This window comes from Flaviramulus sp. BrNp1-15, from assembly GCF_022259695.1.
Lineage (GTDB): Bacteria > Bacteroidota > Bacteroidia > Flavobacteriales > Flavobacteriaceae > BrNp1-15.
Window position 1 is genome coordinate 3,367,681 of the sequence record NZ_CP092099.1, and the last position, 22,589, is coordinate 3,390,269.

The 22,589-nt window shown below is 30.7% G+C and carries 16 protein-coding genes and 1 tRNA gene; 3 read left to right on the forward strand and 14 right to left on the reverse strand.

All coding sequences use genetic code 11. The features are described 5' to 3' along the window. Window positions 1–64 precede the first annotated feature (64 nt). Genes MBM09_RS14965 through MBM09_RS14990 form a run of 6 tightly spaced genes read right to left on the reverse strand, consistent with a single transcriptional unit; the run spans window position 65 to window position 9,026 of the window. Entirely contained in the window at window positions 65–1,477 is a 1,413-nt protein-coding gene (locus MBM09_RS14965; RefSeq protein WP_238674518.1) for a TolC family protein, read from the reverse strand. A gap of 16 nt (window positions 1,478–1,493) precedes the next feature. Continuing rightward, window positions 1,494–2,162: an ABC transporter ATP-binding protein gene (locus MBM09_RS14970; RefSeq protein WP_238674519.1), complete on the reverse strand. Its 669-nt coding sequence runs from the start codon at window positions 2,160–2,162 to the stop codon at window positions 1,494–1,496. 18 nt (window positions 2,163–2,180) lie between these two features. Continuing rightward, the gene (locus MBM09_RS14975) at window positions 2,181–4,613 is read right to left on the reverse strand and encodes an ABC transporter permease (RefSeq protein ID WP_238674520.1); all 2,433 of its coding nucleotides are present in this window, start codon (window positions 4,611–4,613) and stop codon (window positions 2,181–2,183) included. Between the two features lie 28 nt (window positions 4,614–4,641). After that, on the reverse strand, window positions 4,642–7,041 hold the full coding sequence (locus MBM09_RS14980; RefSeq protein WP_238674521.1) for an ABC transporter permease: 2,400 nt from the start codon (window positions 7,039–7,041) through the stop codon (window positions 4,642–4,644). 34 nt (window positions 7,042–7,075) lie between these two features. Beyond that, window positions 7,076–7,753 carry an ABC transporter ATP-binding protein gene (locus tag MBM09_RS14985; RefSeq protein WP_238674522.1) on the reverse strand — a complete coding sequence of 226 codons (678 nt, stop codon included), beginning with the start codon at window positions 7,751–7,753 and terminating at the stop codon, window positions 7,076–7,078. Window positions 7,754–7,772: 19 nt separating this feature from the next. Continuing rightward, window positions 7,773–9,026 (reverse strand): efflux RND transporter periplasmic adaptor subunit, encoded by a 1,254-nt coding sequence (locus tag MBM09_RS14990; protein ID WP_238674523.1) that lies wholly within the window; start codon window positions 9,024–9,026, stop codon window positions 7,773–7,775. Window positions 9,027–9,225: 199 nt separating this feature from the next. On the opposite strand from MBM09_RS14990, the gene MBM09_RS14995 reads away from it, so the two are divergent. Further along, the gene (locus tag MBM09_RS14995) at window positions 9,226–10,566 is read left to right on the forward strand and encodes a sigma-54 dependent transcriptional regulator (protein WP_238674524.1); all 1,341 of its coding nucleotides are present in this window, start codon (window positions 9,226–9,228) and stop codon (window positions 10,564–10,566) included. Beyond that, entirely contained in the window at window positions 10,556–11,896 is a 1,341-nt protein-coding gene (locus MBM09_RS15000) for a PAS domain-containing sensor histidine kinase (protein WP_238674525.1), read from the forward strand. The genes MBM09_RS14995 and MBM09_RS15000 overlap by 11 nt, the downstream gene beginning before the upstream one ends. Before the next feature lie 53 nt (window positions 11,897–11,949). Here the strand turns inward: MBM09_RS15000 and MBM09_RS15005 are convergent. From MBM09_RS15005 to MBM09_RS15035, 7 genes are all read right to left on the reverse strand, one after another. Next, window positions 11,950–12,022: transfer RNA gene (locus MBM09_RS15005), tRNA-Met, on the reverse strand. Window positions 12,023–12,080: 58 nt separating this feature from the next. Continuing rightward, complete coding sequence (locus MBM09_RS15010) at window positions 12,081–12,263, reverse strand: CPXCG motif-containing cysteine-rich protein (RefSeq protein ID WP_238674526.1); 183 nt, start codon at window positions 12,261–12,263, stop codon at window positions 12,081–12,083. Between the two features lie 67 nt (window positions 12,264–12,330). Continuing rightward, complete coding sequence (locus MBM09_RS15015) at window positions 12,331–13,155, reverse strand: Two component regulator three Y domain protein (RefSeq protein ID WP_238674527.1); 825 nt, start codon at window positions 13,153–13,155, stop codon at window positions 12,331–12,333. 163 nt (window positions 13,156–13,318) lie between these two features. After that, window positions 13,319–14,632: a TolC family protein gene (locus tag MBM09_RS15020; protein WP_238674528.1), complete on the reverse strand. Its 1,314-nt coding sequence runs from the start codon at window positions 14,630–14,632 to the stop codon at window positions 13,319–13,321. Then, window positions 14,622–17,819: an efflux RND transporter permease subunit gene (locus MBM09_RS15025; protein WP_238674529.1), complete on the reverse strand. Its 3,198-nt coding sequence runs from the start codon at window positions 17,817–17,819 to the stop codon at window positions 14,622–14,624. Before MBM09_RS15025 ends, MBM09_RS15020 begins: the two co-directional genes overlap by 11 nt. Continuing rightward, window positions 17,819–18,949 (reverse strand): efflux RND transporter periplasmic adaptor subunit, encoded by a 1,131-nt coding sequence (locus tag MBM09_RS15030; protein WP_238674530.1) that lies wholly within the window; start codon window positions 18,947–18,949, stop codon window positions 17,819–17,821. Before MBM09_RS15030 ends, MBM09_RS15025 begins: the two co-directional genes overlap by 1 nt. A 78-nt stretch (window positions 18,950–19,027) precedes the next feature. After that, window positions 19,028–20,938, reverse strand: a complete 1,911-nt coding sequence (locus MBM09_RS15035; RefSeq protein WP_238674531.1) for an ABC-F family ATP-binding cassette domain-containing protein — start codon at window positions 20,936–20,938, stop codon at window positions 19,028–19,030. 85 nt (window positions 20,939–21,023) lie between these two features. On the opposite strand from MBM09_RS15035, the gene MBM09_RS15040 reads away from it, so the two are divergent. Next, complete coding sequence (locus MBM09_RS15040) at window positions 21,024–21,407, forward strand: DUF983 domain-containing protein (protein ID WP_238674532.1); 384 nt, start codon at window positions 21,024–21,026, stop codon at window positions 21,405–21,407. Between the two features lie 129 nt (window positions 21,408–21,536). On the opposite strand, the gene MBM09_RS15045 is transcribed toward MBM09_RS15040, so the two are convergent. Continuing rightward, window positions 21,537–22,580: an FAD-binding oxidoreductase gene (locus tag MBM09_RS15045; RefSeq protein ID WP_238676352.1), complete on the reverse strand. Its 1,044-nt coding sequence runs from the start codon at window positions 22,578–22,580 to the stop codon at window positions 21,537–21,539. Between the last annotated feature and the right edge of the window lie 9 nt (window positions 22,581–22,589).

Sequence of the window (22,589 nt, forward strand, 5' to 3'; positions counted from 1 at the left end):
AAAGTATTCAATAAAAAATATCATGTATAGATTTACTTCACTATTGGTTTAATATTTATTATAGTTATAATCCTTTATAATAATCTAAAACCTTTTGCCTTAATAAATACTCATACTTAACATTATTAAAATTAATTTGAGCGTTATCTAAATTATTCTTGCTTATAATATAGTCTACACTATTACTAGCCCCATTGTTAAAACGTATCTCATTAATTCTTAATGATTCTTCATAAGCAGTAACTTGACTTTTTAAAATTTTATAACGCTTAAACGCTGCCACCATAGTATTATAAGCTTGTTTTATGGCTGTACGTAACTCTATTTTTGTTCTATCAAATTCAACCAATGCTTCTTCTTTTTTTATTTTTTCTATTGCTATATTATTTTTGGCCCTGAACCCATTGAATAAAGGGAAAGAAACTGCAACACCAACTGCGCTATTAAAATTATTTTCAAATTGATCTTTATATGAAATATCTTCAGGGATAAACTCTGTTGTTTCTGTTAAAACAGAATAATCTTGCCCAGATACAGTGACAAAATCACCGTTTTCAACAATACTTGTTTGCCCTTCATTAAATACTTGGGCTGCACTTGAGTAATTAGTGCCTAAATTTGCAAAAATGGAAACTTCTGGGATGTATTGTGATTTTGCTACAGAAACGCCTTTTTTTGCAGCATCTAGTCTATATTCACTTGCTTTTACTGTTGCCAAATTTTGAATAGCTGAATCATATACTTCTTCAAAAGAGTTTTTATAAACGGCAAAATCTAATGGTACATCAATAACTGCTAATTCAAAATCAGTTTCTGAATTTAATAACTGTTTTAAGTTTAATTTTGCTGTTATATAGTTATTCTCTGCATCAATAATATTAGCTTCATCACTTGCTTTTAAACCTTGGATATCTCTATATTCTGATGGATTACCAACCTCTTCTTCAAATAATGATTTTAGCCTATTAAGTTGCCCAACAGTACCCTCCAATCTGTTTTTGGCTAAATTCAATAAATCTTTGTTGCTCATAACCCGTAAATAAGCCAAAGTAACGTCAAGAATTAAATTTTGTTTTGCTTCTTCTTGTTCCATCTCTGAAGCCAATAGATTAAATTTTTGCTGTTTCCAAGAGTTTAACAATCTAAATCCATTGAATATTACAGCATCAGCCTGAAGACCAGCATTTGAGAACGTAATACGCTCGTTACTATAACTATTTGTAAATGGGTCAATACTACGACCACTTGTTTTTCCTAAATTATAAGAACCGTTTAATGATGGTAATAATGCATTTTTACTTTGCTTAAAGTTAACGCTAGCAGTTTCTGCCCTTAATGTTGCAGATTTTAAATCCAAATTATTTTTTAATGCTATATCGATACAATCCTGCAAATTATAAACTATTTCATTCCCATTTTGTCCAAACGATATCATTATAAAACTTAAAAAGATGAAAAGTATGCTATAGTGTTTCATAAGTCTTTATTTTCAATTAAACAGCATTAATTCCACCATCCAATAAATGGATAGTTCTCGAACCATAACTAGCATTATAATCAGAGTGTGTTGCTTGTATTATAGTTACTCCTTCTTCATTTAGTGTTTTAAAAAGTTCCATTATTTCTTCACTTTGCTTAGAATTAAGATTTCCAGTTGGTTCATCGGCTAAAATTAATTTAGGTTTAGAAATTAATGCACGTGCTATACCAACCAATTGCTGTTGACCTCCACTTAATTGAGATGGAAACAAATCCTTTTTTCCAACTATATTGAATTTATCCAATATATCTGCAACAAGTGCTTTCCGTTCTGAGGACTTCATCTTTTTATATAATAAAGGAGTTTCAATATTCTCATAAACAGTTAGCTCATCAATAAGATGATATGCTTGAAACACAAAACCTATATATTCCTTATAAAGATTTGAGCGATGCCTTTCTTTTAATGTGTGAACCGATTCGTTTAAAAAATGATATTCGCCTTCATTAAATCCATCTAGCATACCTATTACATTCAACAATGTTGATTTACCTGAACCTGATGGTCCCATAATGGAAATAAATTCACCTTCTTCAACCTCTAAATCAATATCTTTGAGTAAAAAGATTCGTCGACTTCCAGAATTAACCCATTTAAATATATCTTTAAGTTTTAATAACATTTTTTATTTATTAGAATTTTATTCTGTTCTTAAACTCTTAGTTGGGTTTGCTAATGCTGCTTTTATAGCTTGAAAACTTAAAGTAAATAAGGCTACTATTAAAGCTAAAATTCCTGTGGCTACAAATATCCACCAGCTTAAATCTATTCTAAAAGCAAAATCCTGAAGCCATTTACTCATGAACCACCACGCAATTGGAGTAGCAATAATGAATGCCAATAAAACTAGCTTTACAAAGTCGGTGGATAACATTCTAATTATGTTTGAGACTGAAGCTCCCAATACTTTTCTAATACCTATCTCTTTGGTTCGTTGTTCAGCTATATACGTTGCTAAACCAAACAATCCTAAACAAGCAATAATTATTGCCAATAATGCAAAGGTTAATGCTACTTTACCAACGCGTCTTTCTTGACGATACATATTGTCAAAAGACTCGTCCATAAAACTATATTCAAAAGGCATTCCAGGTGCTACTGATTTATATTTTTTTTCAATAATATTTATAATGTCATTTACATTTGAAGTATTTAGTCGATAAGCCGAAACCCATTTATTATAACCTAATCTGAAGCTTAAAGCTGCTACGTTTTGTCTTAGTGATTCATAATTAAAGTTTTTAACGATTCCGACAATGGTATATGTTAATAATTGATTATTTCCATCCATTGTGTATATTTTTTCACCAACAGGATTATCAAAACCCGTTAATTTAGCTGCAGTTTCGTTTAATATTATTGCAGTTGAATCGGTACCAAAAGACCTGGAAAAATTTCTTCCTTCTTTTATTTCCATTTCCATAGTTTCCAAATAGTCATAATCTATACGCCAATACTGCATATTAAAGCCATTGGAAACTGTCATAACCGATTCTGTTGAAAATGTTGTGTCAGATCGTGATGAGCCACTAACTGGTAAATAGCCTGCAAATGTTGAAGATGTTACACCTGTTAACTGCGTGATTTCATTTTTTAATGATTCCTTGGTCTCATCTGGAATTCCAGAGTTGTTAATAACTAACACCTGTTCTTTATCAAAACCTACATTTGAGTTTTGAATATGATTTAACTGCTTATAAATAACAATTGTACCAACTATTAAAATTATGGAAGTCGTAAATTGAAATACTACCAAAAAATTACGCAATGAATTTTTTTTGTGACCAGAAGTTAATTTCCCCTTAAGCACCGTTATAGGTTTAAATGACGATAAGAAAAATGCTGGGTAAATACCCGCAAAAATACCAACAACAAATGGTAGTAAGAATAAAAAAAGTAGGTAACTAGGTTTTAATAATAAGCTAAGCTCCATTTCTTTTCCTGAGACTCCATTAAACCAACCTAAAGTAAGCCAAACAAAAACAATAGCACAAACAAGTGCAATACATGCAATAAGGGTAGATTCTGTTAAGAATTGCCCAATTAATGATTTTTTTTCGGTACCTAATACCTTTCTTATACCTACTTCTTTTGCTCGTCCGGAAGATCTTGCTGTTGTAAGGTTCATAAAATTAATACAGGCAAGTATTAAAATAAATAATGCTGCCGCAGAAAATATATAGATGTACTGAATATTTCCATTAGCACTTAATTCAACACCTCTTGATGATTTTAAATGAATATCTGTAAGTGGGATTAATGAATACTCGAGGCGGTTACCTTTTTTGGCAAATTCATCCATACTTTCAATTTGAACAAATTGTGAGACCTGTGGAAGCACATATTTATCTATAACTTCTGTAAAATTCTCATTAAAAGCTTTATAGTCTGTACCTTCTCTTAAAACAACATAGGTGTGGAAATTATGGCTTAAATAATTACCTAAAGTGTAGTTTATGTTCTTGATGGAAAAGAAAAAATCAAAGTTAAAATGAGAGTTTTTGGGCATGTTTTCAATTACCGCATTCACTGTATACAACGTTCTTTGATTATCATCGGTTTCCAACATCTTCCCAATAGCCATTTCTGGTGATCCAAAATAACGTTTAGCTGCAGTTTCGGTAATAACCACAGTATTTGGTTCATTTAAGGCTGTTCTTGTATTGCCAACAATTGATGGAAGCGTAAAAACATCAAAAAAAGTAGAATCTACATGAACTACTGAGGTTTCATTTATATACTCATTCTCTTTTTTTATGAGTTTTGCACCTTGTGAAGCATACAATCTGGTGTATTGTTCTACTTCTGGATAATCATTTTTTAGGGTTTCTCCCATTGGATCAGAAGTTACAGCCATAATTAAGTCTGTGCCTCCAAAAACAATATCAGAATTAACTCTATAAATTCGGTCTGCTTTTTCGTTGTAACGGTCATAACTCAATTCATCGGTTACATACATAGCAATAACTATAAAACAAGCAATACCTAAAGACAGCCCAATAATATTAATGATTGTAAAACCCTTATTTTTTGAGAGGTTTCTCCAAGCTATTTTGAAATAATTTCTTAACATGACTATTCGTTTTTTGATTGATGAAATTTTATTCTGTCCTTAAGCTTTTAGTTGGGTTTGCTAATGCTGCTTTAATAGATTGAAAGCTCACAGTAATAATTGTGATTACTAATGCACCTATACCTGCTGCTAAAAATATCCATAGTGAAATATCTGTTCTGTAAGCAAACTTTTGTACCCATTCATGCATTACATAATACGCTATTGGTGCGGCTAAAATTAATGCGATAATGACTAATTGAACAAAGTCTTTAGAAAGCAACATCCATAAATTTGCTACGGTAGCTCCAAGCACTTTTCTTACGCCTATTTCTTTTGTACGCTGTTCTGCAACAAATGATGCTAAACCAAATAGTCCTAAACAACTAATAAAAATTGCTAACCCTGTAAATACTCTTGCTAAACTTGCCACACGTTCTTCGGCTGCAAATTTTCTTCCGTATTCTTCGTCTATAAATTGGTATTGAAATGGTAGGTTTGGAAAAAACTTTTTAAAAGTTGATTCAACAATTTCTAAATTAGTTTTAACACTATTTTCTGGGTTAAGTCTTAAATTATAGTAACTTGAATTTCCATACCTATCAAAAACATAAAGACCTTGTTTAACAGGTTCGTAGGGAGACTGCGTTATAACATCTTTTACCACACCTATAATTTTTAATGGTGGTCCTGGATCTTCTTCATCATCATCTCTTAAAAACTTACCAACAGGATCTTTTAAACCCAAATATTCTACGGCGGTTTCATTAATTAAAATAGCTGTAGAATCAGTAGCAAAATCTCTTGAAAAATCGCGACCTTCAACAATTTCCATACCCAATGATTTTACATATTCATAGGATACTTCAGTCCAAGCTAAATCTTCTTGAAACCCTTCAGGTTTACCATCCCAAATATAACCTGAACGGTTAGACCATATTTCAGTAGTTGGACTACTAGATTGAGACATTTCTATGGCTGCACCAGAAGCTATAAACTGATTTCTCATAAAATCATATTTACCCTCAAATTCAGGACTCATAATAGGAATTTGTATCAATCCTTCTTTGTTATATCCAACAGGTCTGTTTTTACTGTGCTCTATCTGTTGCATTACAACCAAAGTTCCTATAATTAAAGCTGCAGAAACTGTAAATTGAGTAATTACTAATATCTTTCTTGGTAATGCAGCAAATCGCCCTGCCTTAAAGGTTCCTTTTAATACTTTTACTGGTTTAAAGGAAGATAAATATAGTGCAGGATAGCTTCCAGAAATTAGAGCTGTAAATAGAATAAAGGCTAATGAATAACTCCAAAATTGCATATTATGCCAAGGGAATTGAATTTCTTTACTAGCCAAATTATTAAATCCATTTAGCAGTAGTAGCACTAACAAAATTGCTACTACAAAAGCAAATAAAACCACTAATAAAGATTCGCTTAGAAATTGCTTTATTAATTGTTCTCTACTAGACCCAATAGCCTTACGAATACCCACTTCCATAGCTCTTTTTTCAGAACGTGCTGTACTTAAGTTCATAAAGTTTATACAAGCTAAAAACAATACAAAAGCACCAATGATTCCAAACAACCAAACATTTTCTATACGCCCACCAGACTGTACTCCATTTTCAAAATTAGAACGCAGATGCCAGTCATTCATTGGCAACAAAAATATTCTTGGATTAAATTCTGCTGTATCCTCATTCGCTTTCTTTTTAGAATCTATAATTTTTTCTGTAACCCCTTTCATGTTTGTTCCATTTGCAATTTGAACAAACATTTGGAAAGAATTATTTCCCCATGAATCGGCTGCATTTCTAATCCATTCTTGAATTGTAATATACTTTTTCCATGGCATAAGAAATTTAACTGTGCTCATTGAAGTATTGTTAGGAAAGTCTTCAAAAACACTGGTAACAATCATATTATCAGTATTATTAACCTCAACCATTTTACCTATCGGATCTGTATCTCCAAACAAAGCGAAAGCTGTAGATTCTGACAGCATTATAGAATTCATTTCTACTAATCCATTCTTTTTTCCCTTCAGAATGTTAGGTTCAAAAATTTCTAACCCAGGTTCCTGAATGTAATTGCCCGATCTGGATATACTTTTATCTCCATATTTAAGATATCTAGATTGGGTCCAAGACGACATGGTTAAATGCTTAAAATTGTCACCATAATTATTACGGAGTTCCATTTCTAAAGGTCTTGGAATAGCTGGTCCAGCTCCTGAGTTACCATTAAAAGTTTGGCTTTGAAAAACTTGAGCAATACTGTTATAGTTTTTGAAGTATTTATTATAATTAAGCTCATCAACAATCCATAATCCTATCATTATTGTTACTGCCATACCAATAGCCAAACCAAAAATATTGATGAATGAGTATACCTTATTTTTGAGAAGGTTTCTCCAAGCTATTTTAAAATAATTCCTAATCATACTTGTTCGTTTTATTGATTTGATTGATTTTTACTTATACCAGTACATTTTCAGTAACCTTTTGTCCGTCAAGCATTCTAATTATTCTATGACTGTATTTTGCGTCGTGTTCACTATGTGTTACCATAACTATAGTTGTTCCAGCTTCGTTAAGTTCTGTAAGCAAGTCCATAACTTCATTACCGTTACTACTATCTAAATTACCAGTAGGCTCATCAGCTAATATTAATTTTGGGTTATTCACAACAGCTCTTGCTACAGCAACACGTTGTTGCTGACCTCCAGACAATTGTTGTGGAAAATGCTTTCGGCGATGCATAATTTGCATTTTCTCTAAAACTTCCTCAACACGTTTTTTACGTTCTGCAGGTTTTACTCCAGTATAAATAAGTGGAAGTTCTACATTTTCAAAAACGGTAAGTTCATCAATTAAATTAAAGCTTTGAAATACAAACCCAATATTATGTTTTCTTAAGTTTGCTCTTTTTCGCTCATTATAACCAGATACTTCAGTACCATTAAAAACAAAGCTGCCACCATCTGAATCATCTAAAAGCCCTAATATATTTAGAAGTGTAGATTTACCACATCCAGAAGGTCCCATAATAGCTACAAATTCACCTTTATTAACTTTAAAAGACAGTTTATTTAAGGCAATAGTTCGCACTTCATCTGTGCTATAAAATTTTTCAAGGTCTGTAATTGTTATCATTTGTTTTCTATTTAATTTTTTAATCTTTTAAAATTAGTTCTTGTATATCTCCATAGTTATCATAACTTGAAGTTATTACTTTGTCTCCCGGTTTAAGCCCGTTAATTACTTCATAGTATTCTGTATTTTGGCTTCCTAGAGAAATATCAACTCTATAGGCAGAATTGCCATTTTCGCTTAATTTAAAAATCCAATTGCCTCCTGTTTGCTGAAAAAATCCTCCTTTTGGCACTAACAACGCTTGTTTTTCTTGACTTAATGCTACTCTAATTTGTAGTGTTTGTCCTCTTCTTATACCTTCTGGAACATCAGATTCAAATTCCATATCTACTTGAAAACGCCCATTGGTAACTTGGGTAAATACTTTCTTAATTACTAAGTAGTAAAGCTTGTTGTTGAATGTAAAAGAACCTCTTTGTCCTGTATAAATTCTACTTATATAATGCTCATCAATACCAACTCTTACTTTAAAACCACTTAGTACATCAATTTGTCCAAGTCTTTCTCCTTTACTTTTTGATTGCCCAATCTCTGCATCTAATGATGTTAATTGACCATCAACTGGTGCTTTTACCACCAAGTCTGCCACTTTTCTTCTCATTAACTCTAGTGCACTTTGTGTACGTTGGTATGAACTATTTATTTGCCTTTGTTCCTGTTTTGTTGCAACAGAATCTTGATTTAATATTTCTTTAGCCAATTGCATACGTTCCTTTTGATAGTTATAATCATTTTCAGATTTAATAAAATCCTGCCTACCTATAGCTCCTTTTTCATAAAGTTTATTATTTAGCTTATAAACCCTTTCTGCTTCAATCAAGCTATTTTCAACATCGGTAAATTGGTTAAGCTTATTAATAGTATTTTGTCTTGCTGCATTTTGAGATATTTGCATTTGGGTTAACAGATTATAAACTGAGGTTTCTTGATTAACTAAACTCAACTCTAAATCTGTGTTTGATAATCTTAAAATGGGTTCGCCTTTTTTCATAACAGCACCATCTTCAACAAACTTTTCTTCTACTCTACCTCCTTCAACAGCATCTAAATAAATTGTTGTAATAGGCAATACAACACCGTTAACAGATATGTTTTCTTGAAAAACACCTTCTTTAATCGTATTTATACTCAGTCGTTCTTTATCTACATTAAGTTTTGAATTACTGGAAGAAAAAACAAATACATATAACAATAAAAATGTAAAAAGTACTCCTAGACCTATCATGATAAGTTTAGACTTCGGAAATCGCTTTTTCTCAATTGGTACGTCCATAAAAATAATTTTACAATTCGTATAGCATAATGATGCCAAAATATCAAATAACTGATTATCAATAAATTAAGTAATTTAATCAAAATTTAAGTGTTCGGTTTTGATACACTCACTGTACGATTACAATACACTATTTATAACCTCATAAATTAATTCTCCATAACTATAAAAAGCTTATTGAAATTATTAAATTTGAAAGATGCTATTAAAAAATGCCAACATATTAGTAATTGATGATGATGATGATGTGTTAACTGCTTTACGATTGTTACTTAAATCGTTAGCAAAATCTGTAGTAGTTAATAGAAATCCTAACACCATTATTTCACTTCTTGAAAAAGAATCTTTTGATCTAATTATTCTAGACATGAATTTCAATGGCGTTGTACATACCGGTAATGAAGGTATATACTGGCTTAATAAAATTAAAAACTTTAACCCTAAAATTGATGTTATACTTATTACTGCCTACGGTGATATAGATTTGGCTATTCGATCTTTAAAAGAAGGTGCTTCAGACTTTTTAGTAAAACCTTGGGTGAATGAAAAATTAGTTGAATCTATAAACCAAATTCTTAAAAAGAAAACAACAACAAAACATAAATTAGATACTAAAAAAGGCTTAAAAATTATTGGGGAAAGTCAAATTATGCAAGATGTTTTCCTAAAAATAAGTAAAGTATCACCAACTGATGCCAACATTCTTATATTGGGTGAAAACGGTACCGGAAAAGATTTAATAGCAAAAGCCATACATGAAAACTCAAACAGAAAAAACAAACCTTTTGTAAAAGTTGATGTTGGAGCACTAACTTCATCATTATTTGAAAGTGAGTTATTCGGTTATAAAAAAGGAGCATTTACTGGCGCAAACGAAAATAGAATTGGACGCTTTGAAGCTGCAAATGGAGGTACACTATTTTTAGATGAAATTGGCAATATTACACTTGGTCAACAAGTAAGACTTTTAAGTGTTTTACAAAACAGACAAGTAACTCCTTTAGGTTCTAATGATTCAGTAGATTTAGATATAAGGTTAATTTGTGCAACAAACCTAAGCTTAAATGATCTTGCTGATGAAAGTAAGTTTAGAAAGGATTTAATTTATCGCATTAATACTGTAGATGTTATTATGCCACCACTACGTGATCGTGATAATGATATAATACTACTAAGTCATTATTTTGTTGATGCTTATGCCGAAAAATATTTTAAAGGTCCTTTTACTTTAGATCAAAATTTTGTCAATAAAATAAAAGAGCACGATTTTCCTGGCAATGTAAGAGAACTTCAATATACACTTGAACGTTCAGTAATTATGGCAGAAGGAAATATTTTAAGATCCGATGATTTAGTGTTCTCTGCAATAGAACGAACAGTAAAAAATCCTGTATCTAAAAGTATGAATCTGGAAACTTTAGAAAAGAATGCTATTCTTAATGTTATTGAAAAAAATAAAGGTAACATTTCTAAATCTGCTAAAGAGCTTGGTATAACAAGAACTGCACTATATCGTAGATTAAACAAGTATGACCTATAAATCTTTTTTTTTACTGCTATTAATTCGAGTTGTTTTGCTTTTAGGAACTGTAACTTTAATAGCTTATGGTATAAGTTTAAATGATAATTATTTTCTGTTTTCCGGAATTCTATTAACACTAATCGTACTCGTTAACCTTTATCGTTTTGTCACAAAACGCTTTGTAGAAATGGATGATTTTTTCGAGTCTGTTAAATACAGAGACTTTTCAAGATGGTTTACAGAAGAGCATGGACCAAAAGATATTAGAAATCTTCATAAAGGCTTCAATTTGGTAAATAGAACTTTTAAAGCTATTAACAAAGAACGTCAAGCTCAATTTTTATACCTTCAAAAAATACTAGAAATGGTTGATGTTGGCATTATTGCCTATAACATTGAAAATGGCGATGTACTTTGGGTTAACGATTCGCTTTTAAAAATAATAGATTTACCATCTTTTAAAAATATAAGATTTGTTAAAAAGAGAAGAGGAAAAATGTATGATGATTTGTTTGAAACCTTTTACCCGCATTATCAATCTATAAATTTAGAAATGAGAGGAGAAATATTAAAAGTTCTTATTTCTGACACTATTTTTCAAGTAGAGGAAAACTCCTTTAAACTTATAGTTATACAAAATATAGAAAACACATTAAATAAAAATGAATCTGAAGCTTGGAAAAAACTATTGAGCGTTATGACTCATGAAATCATGAATAGTATTGCTCCTATTTCATCTCTTTCTGAAACTCTACATGAACAGATAGACACAGCAATTACAAATCCTAACAAGCAAAAATTAAACCTTGAAGATTTAAATACTGGTATTGTTAGTATTAAAAAAAGAAGTGAAGGTTTAATGAAATTTGCCAAAACATACAGAACTTTAAATAAAGTAAGTCAAGTTAACAAATCAAGAATTTTAGTTAATGAGTTATTTAAAAGTATAAATGATTTAATGCAACCTACATTGAATCAAAAAAACATTCAATTAGAATTTAAAAACAATAACCCAAAACTAGAATTAAATATTGATACCCATTTAATTGAACAAGTATTAATCAATCTTATTATAAATGCTAAAGATGCTTGCGATGGACAAAAAGATTCTAAAATATCACTTTCAACAGAAAAAAATAGAGATAACATAGTTATTAAAGTTACAGACAATGGCAAAGGAATTGCAAACGAGATTTTAGAAACTATTTTTGTACCATTTTTTAGTACAAAAAAATCTGGTAGCGGAATTGGTTTGAGTCTTTCAAAACAAATTATGATGTTACATAACGGAAGAATTCAGGTACAGAGTGAGCCGGAAAAAGGAACTATAATAAGTTTAATTTTTTAATACTTTCAAACCCATAAAAAAACCCTCAACTTTTTGGTTGAAGGTTTTACTAGTAGCGGGAACTGGACTCGAACCAGTGACCTTCGGGTTATGAGCCCGACGAGCTACCTACTGCTCTATCCCGCGATATTGGACTGCAAATATACAACCCTTTTTAATATCTGCAAGCATAAAATAAAAAATATTATTGCTCAATACTATTGGCTTGAAATTCTATTAATTCTGAATTTAAAAACTTAGCAGAAACTTGAATTGGGTTGCAACAAACCTCGCAATCTTCTATGTAGGATTGACTTGATATTGAGTTATCTATAAGCATAGAAATATTTTCCCAACAATATGGACAAGTAAAAAAGTGTTCTAGCATAGAATAAATCTAAAAAAAATAGCCATCATAATGATGGCTATTTTAAAATAAATTTATAAAATTTAAACTAATCCTTTTCTATATCCATTACAGCTGTAGAGTTTTGCATTTCAAATGCTCCTAACTTAGGTGCATTATTCCCAGAAACACTAATATATTCCTGATTTAAGTTATTATCACTAACCATAACCGTAGTTAAGTTAGTTAAATTCATAAACTCTATTGGTAAATCTCCTGTGAATTGATTTGTTGATAATAATAATTCCTCAAGATTTTTTAATTGTGCAATTTCAGTTGGTATTTCACCATCCATTTTGTTATCCATAAGACTTAGCTTTTGCAACTTAGTTAATGCATAAATCTCATTTGGTATATGGCCTGTTAAAAAATTGCTTCCTAACAAAAGCTCTTTAAGATTTGTTAATCCCATTAATTCGTTAGGTATTTCTCCTGTAAATTGATTACTGTATAGCTTTAATGATTCAAGCTTTTTTAATTCTCCTAATTCTGAAGGAATATGGCCTTCAAACTTATTCATAAATAATTCTAAAGCTGTTAGCTCTTTTAGATTTTTTAATGAATGAGGCAATGTACCTGTCAATTTATTGAAACCTAAGTTTATTATTCTTAAATACTTTAAATTCCCTATTTCTTGTGGTAGATTACCTTGAAGATTATTAAATTGAAGATTTACTTCTATAACCTTATCATTTTCTATTTTAACACCGTACCATGTATCTACAGATGTATTTAAATCCCATGTTGTATTCCACTCTGCTCCATTTGTAGCATTATATAATGCAATTAAAGCATTTTTTTCTGTAGAAGATATATTAGCGAAAGCGTAAACTGTTGTAAACAAACAAATTACTAAAAGTTTAAAAGATTTCATATTTTCTGGTAGCATTTAGGTTATCTCTTACGAATATACACCTGAACAGGATTAATAACTATTTTTATCGATGAAATGCTTAAAATTTTAACAAATACCTATAGATGAAATGCACTTTTAACCGTACAAAGCTGTTTATTTTGACTCTTTTTTTACTTATTATTTAGAAGTCTATATTTAATATTTCTCCACTAATTTGAAGTAATTGTAATTCGGCTAATTTTGCAGCATATTTTGCTTGGTTTCTAGTTAATTCAGCATTTAGAAGATTTATTTGAGCTTGCCTAAACTCAATAGAATTTAACTGACCAAGCTTAAATTTTTCTTCTGTTCTATCAAAATTATTTTGTGAGGTTTTAATATTATCTTCTTGTAGTTTGTATATGTTTAGCTTATTCTGATAATCATCCCATGCATTATTAAAATCGCGCTCTAAAGTGACTATAAACTCTTCCTTTTGAATATTTTGAGCCTCTAAATTGATTTTAGCGTTTTTAACTCTTGTTATTGTATTTCCGCCATCAAATAAATTCCATCTTAAATTTAAACCTCCAGAAAAACCATCATTTGTAGATACTGCCACAAATGATGCTGCATTATTGTTACTTTTATTCCATCCATAACTACCTGTTAAGCCAACAGTAGGTAGGTATGCCGATTTCTCAGACTTCACTATTAAATTATTAATGGCTATGTTTTTATCTATTTGCAGCAAAGCACTATTGTAAGATTTTGCTTTTTCTAAAAGTTCATCTTTATTCAGTAAAATTTTAAAATTAATTTCTGTATCAATATTAAAATCTTCAGATAAAGTATTGCCTAAAACAAGATTTAAATCTCTTTTAAAATTATTTAATTGCTGTTTAGAATTCATCAAACTAATGCTGTCGTTATTGATATCAACTTCAGCATTTAACACATCCAATTTTGTAGATTGACCATAATCAAATTGATATCCTGCACGAGTTAATCGTTCTTTAGAAATAGAAAATGTTTGATAAATAGCATTTGTATTTTCAGTAAGTTCTGCAACATTATAGTAAATAGTAAACAATTGTAAAACAGTATTTTCAATTGTTTCGCGAGCTTGCAACTCTGTTAACTGTTGCGTTTCTTTAAGTTGCTTATAGTTGTAAGCGCGACCTAAACCATCAAACAATGTATAATTTAAATCTACTGATGCATTATATCTGGAGCTTTCAGCTCCATTTAAAGTAGTTACTCTACCATCTGAAAATTCTGCTTCTGTATTGTCTACATTATAAGTAGCACCAGCATTTCCAGTTAATGTTGGCAAATAGCCAGAATTTAAAATACTGGCATTATTTTTAGCAACTTCAACATTAGTATTTGCTAATTTAATTCCGTAATTATTTTCTAAAGCTAAACTCACCGCTTTGTTGGGTGTGAGTAATTCTTGCGCAATTAGTGATTGTGATATAAAAAAAATACTTAAAAAAATAAATTTAATTTTCATGTTCTTCTTTTTGCTCTATAATAGCACGTTCAACTTCCTCTTTAGTAATCTTATTACCCGTTGCCAACCATTTTACATTCTTTTTTATACTGTTACTAAAAGACAAGAATAATGGTAAAGCTAATAATGTTAGTATGGTAGCATATGCAATACCAAATGAAATAGAAATAGCCATAGGTTTTAAAAATTGTGCTTGTCTACTTTTTTCAAGTAATAAAGGAGCTAAACCTGCTATAGTAGTTAATGAGGTCAAGAAAATAGCTCTAAATCTAGATTTTCCAGCTTCAGTAAGTGCTAAATCAAAAGTCATCCCTTCTTTTAAATTGGAATTAAATTTGCCTATTAACACCAAACCGTCGTTAACCATAATTCCTATTAATGCAATAATCCCTAAAAGCGATAGCGTGTTTAAAGGAAAATTAAATAACCAATGTCCCCAAGCAACTGCAGTCAAACTAAAAGGAACTAATATTATTAATAGTAATGGTTGACTATAACTTCTAAATGTAAATGCAATTACAATGTAGATAAGAAATAAAATTGGTATTCCTGCTTTTTTTAATGAACTTAATAATTTAGATGTCTCCCTATTTTGTCCTTCGAATGAAACTGAAATAGTTGGATATTTTGATTTAATTTCTGGAATAATATTCGCTTTAATATCATCAATAATATCTGTAGTACTTGTATTAGGATCTTTTAAATCTGCAGACACTTGAATTTCTCGCTGACCTTCTAAATGGTTTATAGCAACATCTCCTCTTTCAATAGTATAATTTGCAATATCCTTAAGTGTTACACGCTCACCAGTTGGTGTAACTATGCGCATATCGTCTAGATTGTTAATAGATTCTCGATTCGCTCTATTATAACGCACCCAAACACGAATTTCGTCTTGCCCACGTTGAAAACGCTGCGCTTGTGTTCCAAAAAAACCAGAGCGTACTTGTGTCATCACCGTTCTTAAATCTAACCCCAGCAAATAAGCGCTTTCTTTTAATTCTAAACGAATTTCTTTAATTCCTGCTGGATCATTATCTTCAATATCCTTTAACAATGGATTCGTTTGTAATACTTGTTTTAATTCTAACTTGGCAGCTTTTAGCTCATCAATATTATTACTCAATAAAGAAACAGAAACAGGGCTACCTCCAAAATTTCCACCAGAACCAAATATTAAGCGCTCTGTTCCTATAATTGGTCCAACAACATCACCTAATCTATTAGCCACTAATCGTGAATTAATCTCATCAGGCCTTTGTTCACCAGGTAACATATTTATCTGTAATCGTGCACTAGAAGAGCTATTTAAGCTTAAAATTGTATTTTCAAAAAGCTGTTTCCCTGTACCTTTTAAATATTCTTCTGATAATTCTTTATTAACTATATATGATTTTTGTTCAATCATAGAAATAATAGAATCAGTAACTTCTACATTCGTGCCATTTGGCATATCTAACTCTACAGAAACAGTGTCACTTGCTATACTAGGAAATCTAGTTAACCCAATTATACCCCCTCCAATAGATCCAAAAGTGAGTATTAAAAGTGCTATAAAAATCCCTAAAGACAACATCTTAAATTTTAAAACAAAACTTAAAACAGGAGTATATATTTTGTCTCTTAAAAAAGCCATAAAATTATCACCTGCTTTATTTATAATTCGCATTTTGGCAAAGAATTGTTTCATTTTAGAAGGGTTATCATCCAAAACAGGTTTTCTTAAAGCTTTAGAATGTGCTAAATGAGCTGGTAAAATAATTAAGGCTTCAACTAACGACACCACTAAAGTTAATATTACTATTACCGAAACTTCACTAAAAAACTCACCGATTCTACTATCTAAAAAGAGAAATAAAGAAAAGGCTAATAGGGTAGTTATGATTGCTGAAACTACTGGTGGAATAACTTCCATTGTACCATCTATAGCGGCTTGAATAGGTGTTTTACCTTTTTCGTAATGCTGATAGATGTTTTCGGCAATTACAATACCATCATCTACCAAAATACCTATCACGATTATCATACCAAAAAGTGATAATACATTTATAGTCACATCAAATTGACCTGCAAAAATAAACATCCCTAAAAATGAAATAGGAAGACCAAAAGCAACCCAAAAAGCTAAGCGAGTATTAAGAAATAATGATAAGAAAAGAAGTACTAAAATTATTCCTGCAATTGCGTTTTTTATTAGTAATTCTGTACGCTGATTTAACGTAATTGATAAATCTCTAACAACATCAAGTCTAACATTATTATGACTTTGGTTATAACCTTCAATATATTCTTTAACTTTATCTGCAGAAGAAATTAAGTCTTCATTATTTGTGCTTGTTACTGTAATATTAACTGCTAATTGCTCATTAAAATAGGTTGCGTTTGGTGTTTCCGAAAAACGATCTCGAACGATAGCTACATCTTTTAAACGTACTGTTTTCCCTTCATTTGTGGCTTTAATAATGACATTAGAAAGTTCATTTCCATAATACGATCGATTGTTTGCACGTATTAAATACTCTTCTGCATCTGTTTTTATATTACCTCCAGTTACTAAAATATTTGATGCACTAACGGCTTGAGCAACATCATTAAAACTAATATTATAAGCTAACAAACTTGTTTCATTAACCGCTATTTCAATTTCTTCTTCTGGATAACCTGAAACTTCAACTTGTGAAATACCGTCAATAGTTCTTAAATCATTCTCAATTTGTCTTCCTATCTGCTTTAAAGTAGCTAATGGTATGTTTTTTCCGCTTAAAGCGAAAGATATAGTTTGCCTTACCTCTTCGCGCTTTGCAACAATAAGTGGTTCCATACCCGTTGGAAAAGAAGGCACTCTATCTACAGCATTTTTAACCTCTAAAAGCATGAAATCTATATTTTCACCTTTTTCAATTTCAACAGTTATAGTTCCGCTATTTTCACGGGATACTGAGGTTACTCTATCAACACCTTTTAATCCTTTAAGATTATCTTCTATTTTAAGAACAACACCTTCTTCTATTTCTTGCGGAGATGCGCCAGGATATACAACACTAATGTTGATGATTTTAGATTCTACTAACGGGAAAAATGATGATTTAAGCGATAAAACTCCAATAACACCAAATACAAAAAAGGCGATAATGAAGATATTTACAGCAACATGATATCTGATAAAATAACTGATTAATTTTCTCATTATTTATCATTATTTTTAGTAGAATCCTCAAAAGGTTTTACCAACATACCTGCATAAGCTCCTGGTACTGGTTTTTCTAAAATAACTGTTCCGTTAGGCACATTTTTTAAAACTACTTTGGTATCTGAAAAATATACTGGTTTTACTGGTATAACATCTAACACACTATCTCGAACAATAAATATCTCTTCACTTTCTAGCAACAAATTACGATCTATCTCTATAGCATCTTGTTCTTCTTTGGCATTCAAATTAGCCTCTAAATACATGCCCTCTTTCAACTTATCATCTTTAACTTCAATATAAGCTGTAATGGTTTGTGTTGTGGCATCTATACTTCCATTAACCCTAGATACTTTACCGTTGTAGGTTTCAGTTTTATCTAAATTAGTTAGGATAACAGCTTCACCAACTTGTAATAATGTAGCATAAGATTTGCTCAAGGCTACTTCCATTTCGTAAATTGACGGATCAATAAATTCTCCTAATTTTTGTCCACTTCTAATCAAAGACCCTTCAGTAACTAAAGCTTCGGTTAAAATTCCAGTAAAAGGGGCGGTGATATTATATTTTGATAAGCGCTGTTCCAAATTTTTAACATTATAATAGCTAGAAATTATACCACGTCCTGTAATGAAATAATTTTCTTTTTCAGAAGCCATTTCTGGCAACTTAGGTGTTGTTTTATTTAAATCAAAACCGTTAAGGTAGTTTTGCCATTTTGGGTAAACTTCTGGAAAATCTAGTCGTAAATCGGGCATAATTGCTGCAATTGCATTATATAAGCTGCTTTTTGAAGATTGCACACTTGCGTAATACTCTGATGCATCAATTCTAATTAAGGATTGCCCTTTTCGGTATTTCTGACCTGGTTTAAAAAGAATATTTGAAGGCTTAAAAACACCTTGAACTTCGGCATATAATTCTACTCTTTGTTTTGCAACTAAACTGCCATTTGCCGGAATTATAATTTTAACGGTTTGATTTAAAACCGTATCTGTAAATACCGTTTTAACAATTTTTTCTTTAACCGGTTTAGGCTTGTTTTTATTGGCAATAAGCTTTTTTGCAAATAAAAAAGAAAGTACTATTAGTAAAACTCCTATTACGGAAAGGATAATTTTGCGCATACTGGGTTAGTTTAAGTATGTAAGACTACAAAATTATTACTTAGTTTAACAGTTAAATGTTAAAAAAAGCCTAAAAAGCTAGTTTTCTAAAGCTTCAATCTCAAACTGAATGGATTCCCATTTTTCCATAAAATTTTGTAAATCAGTTTTCATTTTTTGATAATTATCAAAGAAGTTTGGTTTAGATGTCGCTTCTTCATAATTAATTTCTAACTCAAGATCAATAGCTTTTATATCTCGTTCTAACTGACTGATTTTTGACTCAACATTACTCAGTTTATTGTTTAAAGATTTTACTTTTTTCTGGTCTTCGTAAGATTGCTGATTTTTTTCTTTAGGTGTTTCTTTAACTACAGTACGTTTTTCAACTTCTCGCAAGTTTTCAACTTTGCGTTGTTCTAAATAATAGTCTATATCACCTAAATATTCTTTAAGCTTATGGTCTTTAAATTCGTAAACTATATTGGTTAGTCCTTGTAGAAAATCACGATCATGGGATACTAAAATCAAAGTGCCTTCAAATCGTTTTAAAGCCTCTTTCAATACATTTTTAGACTTAATATCTAAGTGATTTGTAGGCTCATCCATTATCAATACATTAAATGGCTGAAGCATTAATTTTGCTAATGCCAAACGGTTTCGCTCTCCTCCAGAAAGTACTCGTACATATTTTTCAACCTCATCGCCTCTAAACAAAAATGAACCTAAAATATCTCTTACTTTACTTCTATTAGTTTCGTTAGCAGCATCAATCATAGTATCTAAAACAGTTTTATTTCCATCAAGATACTCTGCTTGATTTTGAGCAAAGTAACCAATTTGCACATTGTGCCCCAACTTTAAATGCCCGTTGTATTTTATATCTCCTACAATAATTTTTGCTAGTGTAGATTTACCTTGTCCGTTTTGACCAACAAAAGCGGTTTTACTATCGCGTTCTATAAGCAAGCTTATATTCTTTAAAACTTGGTTATCGCCATAGTTTTTCGAAACATTTTCAGCCTCCACAACTACTTTTCCTGGAGTAATAGACACTGGGAAATTAAGTGTCATTACAGAATTATCATCTTCATCAACTTCTATTCTATCAATTTTATCCAACTTCTTTATAAGCGATTGCGCCATAGTTGCTTTTGATGCTTTGGCACGAAACTTTTCAATAAGCTTCTCGGTTTGCTCTATTTGTTTTTGTTGATTTTTTTGAGAAGCTAACTGCTGTGTTCTTAACTCTTCGCGTAAAACTAAATATTTTGAATATGGTTTAGGATAATCGTAAATGCGACCTAAAGAAATTTCAATAGTTCTATTGGTTATATTATCTAGAAACATTTTATCATGAGATACAATAACTACTGCTCCAGAATAATTCTTTAAAAACCCTTCTAACCAAATAATAGATTCTATATCCAAATGGTTTGTAGGCTCATCAAGTAGTAAAATATCATTATTTTGAAGTAGTAATTTTGCTAGCTCAATACGCATGCGCCAACCACCAGAAAATGTATCGGTTAACTTCTCAAAATCTTTGCGTTGAAAACCTAAACCTTGAAGAATTTTTTCAGTATCACCTTGATAATTATAACCGCCTAATATCTCGTATTGATGTTGAAGTTCATTAATATCAACCATAAGTTGATGATACCCTTCACTTTCATAATCTGTACGTTCTGCCATTTGGGTATTTACAGCTTCCATTTTAGCCTCTAGAGCTTTAATTTCAGTAAAAGCTTCATATGCTTCTTCAAGTACTGTTCTGCCAAAAACAAAATCGATATCCTGTTTTAAAAAACCTATTTTAAGTTCTTTATCTGTTGCAATTTGTCCTGTATCAGGCTCCATTTCTTTAGATAAAATCTTAAGCATTGTAGATTTACCTGCTCCATTTTTACCTATAAGTCCTATTCTATCTCCATTTCCTAATTTAAATGTGAGATCTTCAAAGAGGTATTCTCCTTGAAACGAAATTGATAGATTATGAATATTCATCATAGAAATGTAACTTTTATCACAAAAGCATTACCTTTAAAAATGTACTTTTGTTTTGTAATTGCGCTTGCAAAAATACACAAATATTATGTTTAAAAAAGGAACCAAGCTATATAGTATTTTAACAGGAACATGCCCTAAATGTCATGAAGAATCTATGTACACAAATAAAAACCCGTACAATTTATCTCAAGCATTAAGCATGCATGAAAAATGCTCTAACTGTGGAACAAAATATAAAATTGAACCATCGTTTTTCTATGGTTCTATGTATGTAAGTTATGCAGTTGGAATAGCATTTGCCGTGGCAGCTTTTGTTATAGCCTATTTTGTTTTTAATGCAGGATTGAACATGATGTTTTTATCAATAATAGGTACATTAGTTGTTTTTATGCCTATTATTTTAAGGTTATCCAGAAATATATGGATTAACCTTTTCATACATTACGATAAAACTTTAGCTAAAAAGTAATTATTTGGGAGCTACCTAAAGGTCGGGCTTTACGTTATAATCTTTTTTGTCTTAACATTTCGACTGTGCTCAATGAGACAAAAAAGGATTTCCACTACAATCCCTAGCGCAAAAAAAAGTAACTTGATTTTAGTTATTAAATCGATTAATATCTATTTCTTCATCAAGAGTAATTCCGTTTTCTATAAAATTATAGAGTTTATTAGCAACATAAGGTCCAATCATCACACCACGTGTTCCTAAACCGTTTAATACATACATATTTTTATGTGTTGAATGCTGGCCAACAAGAGGTCTTCTATCTTTAACAGTTGGTCTAACACCTGCAACTTGATTAACCACTTTAAAAGAACAAGTAATTAGCTTTTTAAGCTTAATTAACAACTCTTCTTTACCCGACTCGGAAATTTGGTTTGTTAAGTCTTTCCAATTATAAGTGGCTCCAACAATATATAAATCGTATTTTAAAGGGATTAAAAACACCCCAGCCTTTAAAACAAAATCTATTTTTAAATCTGGTGCATGTATTATAACTAATTCTCCTTTTGCAGGAACTAATGGTAAGTGATTAAAATAAGGGTTTTGTTTAATACCATAACCTTCTGCAAAAACAATATGTTTAGCGTTAATATTTTTATAGCTTATGGTAGTGTTGTCAATTTTCAGATTATTATAATTAAAGTCTTCTTCAAGCAATAAATCATGTTTTAGCAAATCTGTTTTGTAGGCTTCAATCATAGTTTTCACATCTATTCTTCCTGTTTCTAAAACTTCACCAAAACCAAAAGGTGCATTTATAGCGTCATTATTATTTTTAATTATAGTAGTTGAAAGATATTCTGAAAGTAAAGGTTTGTCTGAAGCAGCAAACCAATCGTTTTGTTCTTCAAGAGATGCAAATTTCCTGTAAACTGGGATTTTATAATCTAATTTCACATGGAGTCTTTTCTCTAAATTAGCATAAAGTGACAATGCAATATCTAATTGTTCTTTACTTTTCCAAACTGATGTAAAACGCTTTAACACAACAGGATTATATAATCCACCAGCAACCGTTGAAGATTGTTGTGATGTATTATCAAATACCACAAAAGTTTTATTATTAGACTTTAATTGCTCACAAAAACTAATACCAGCAATTCCAATACCAACAATAATGTAATCTACTTGCATCATACTGCG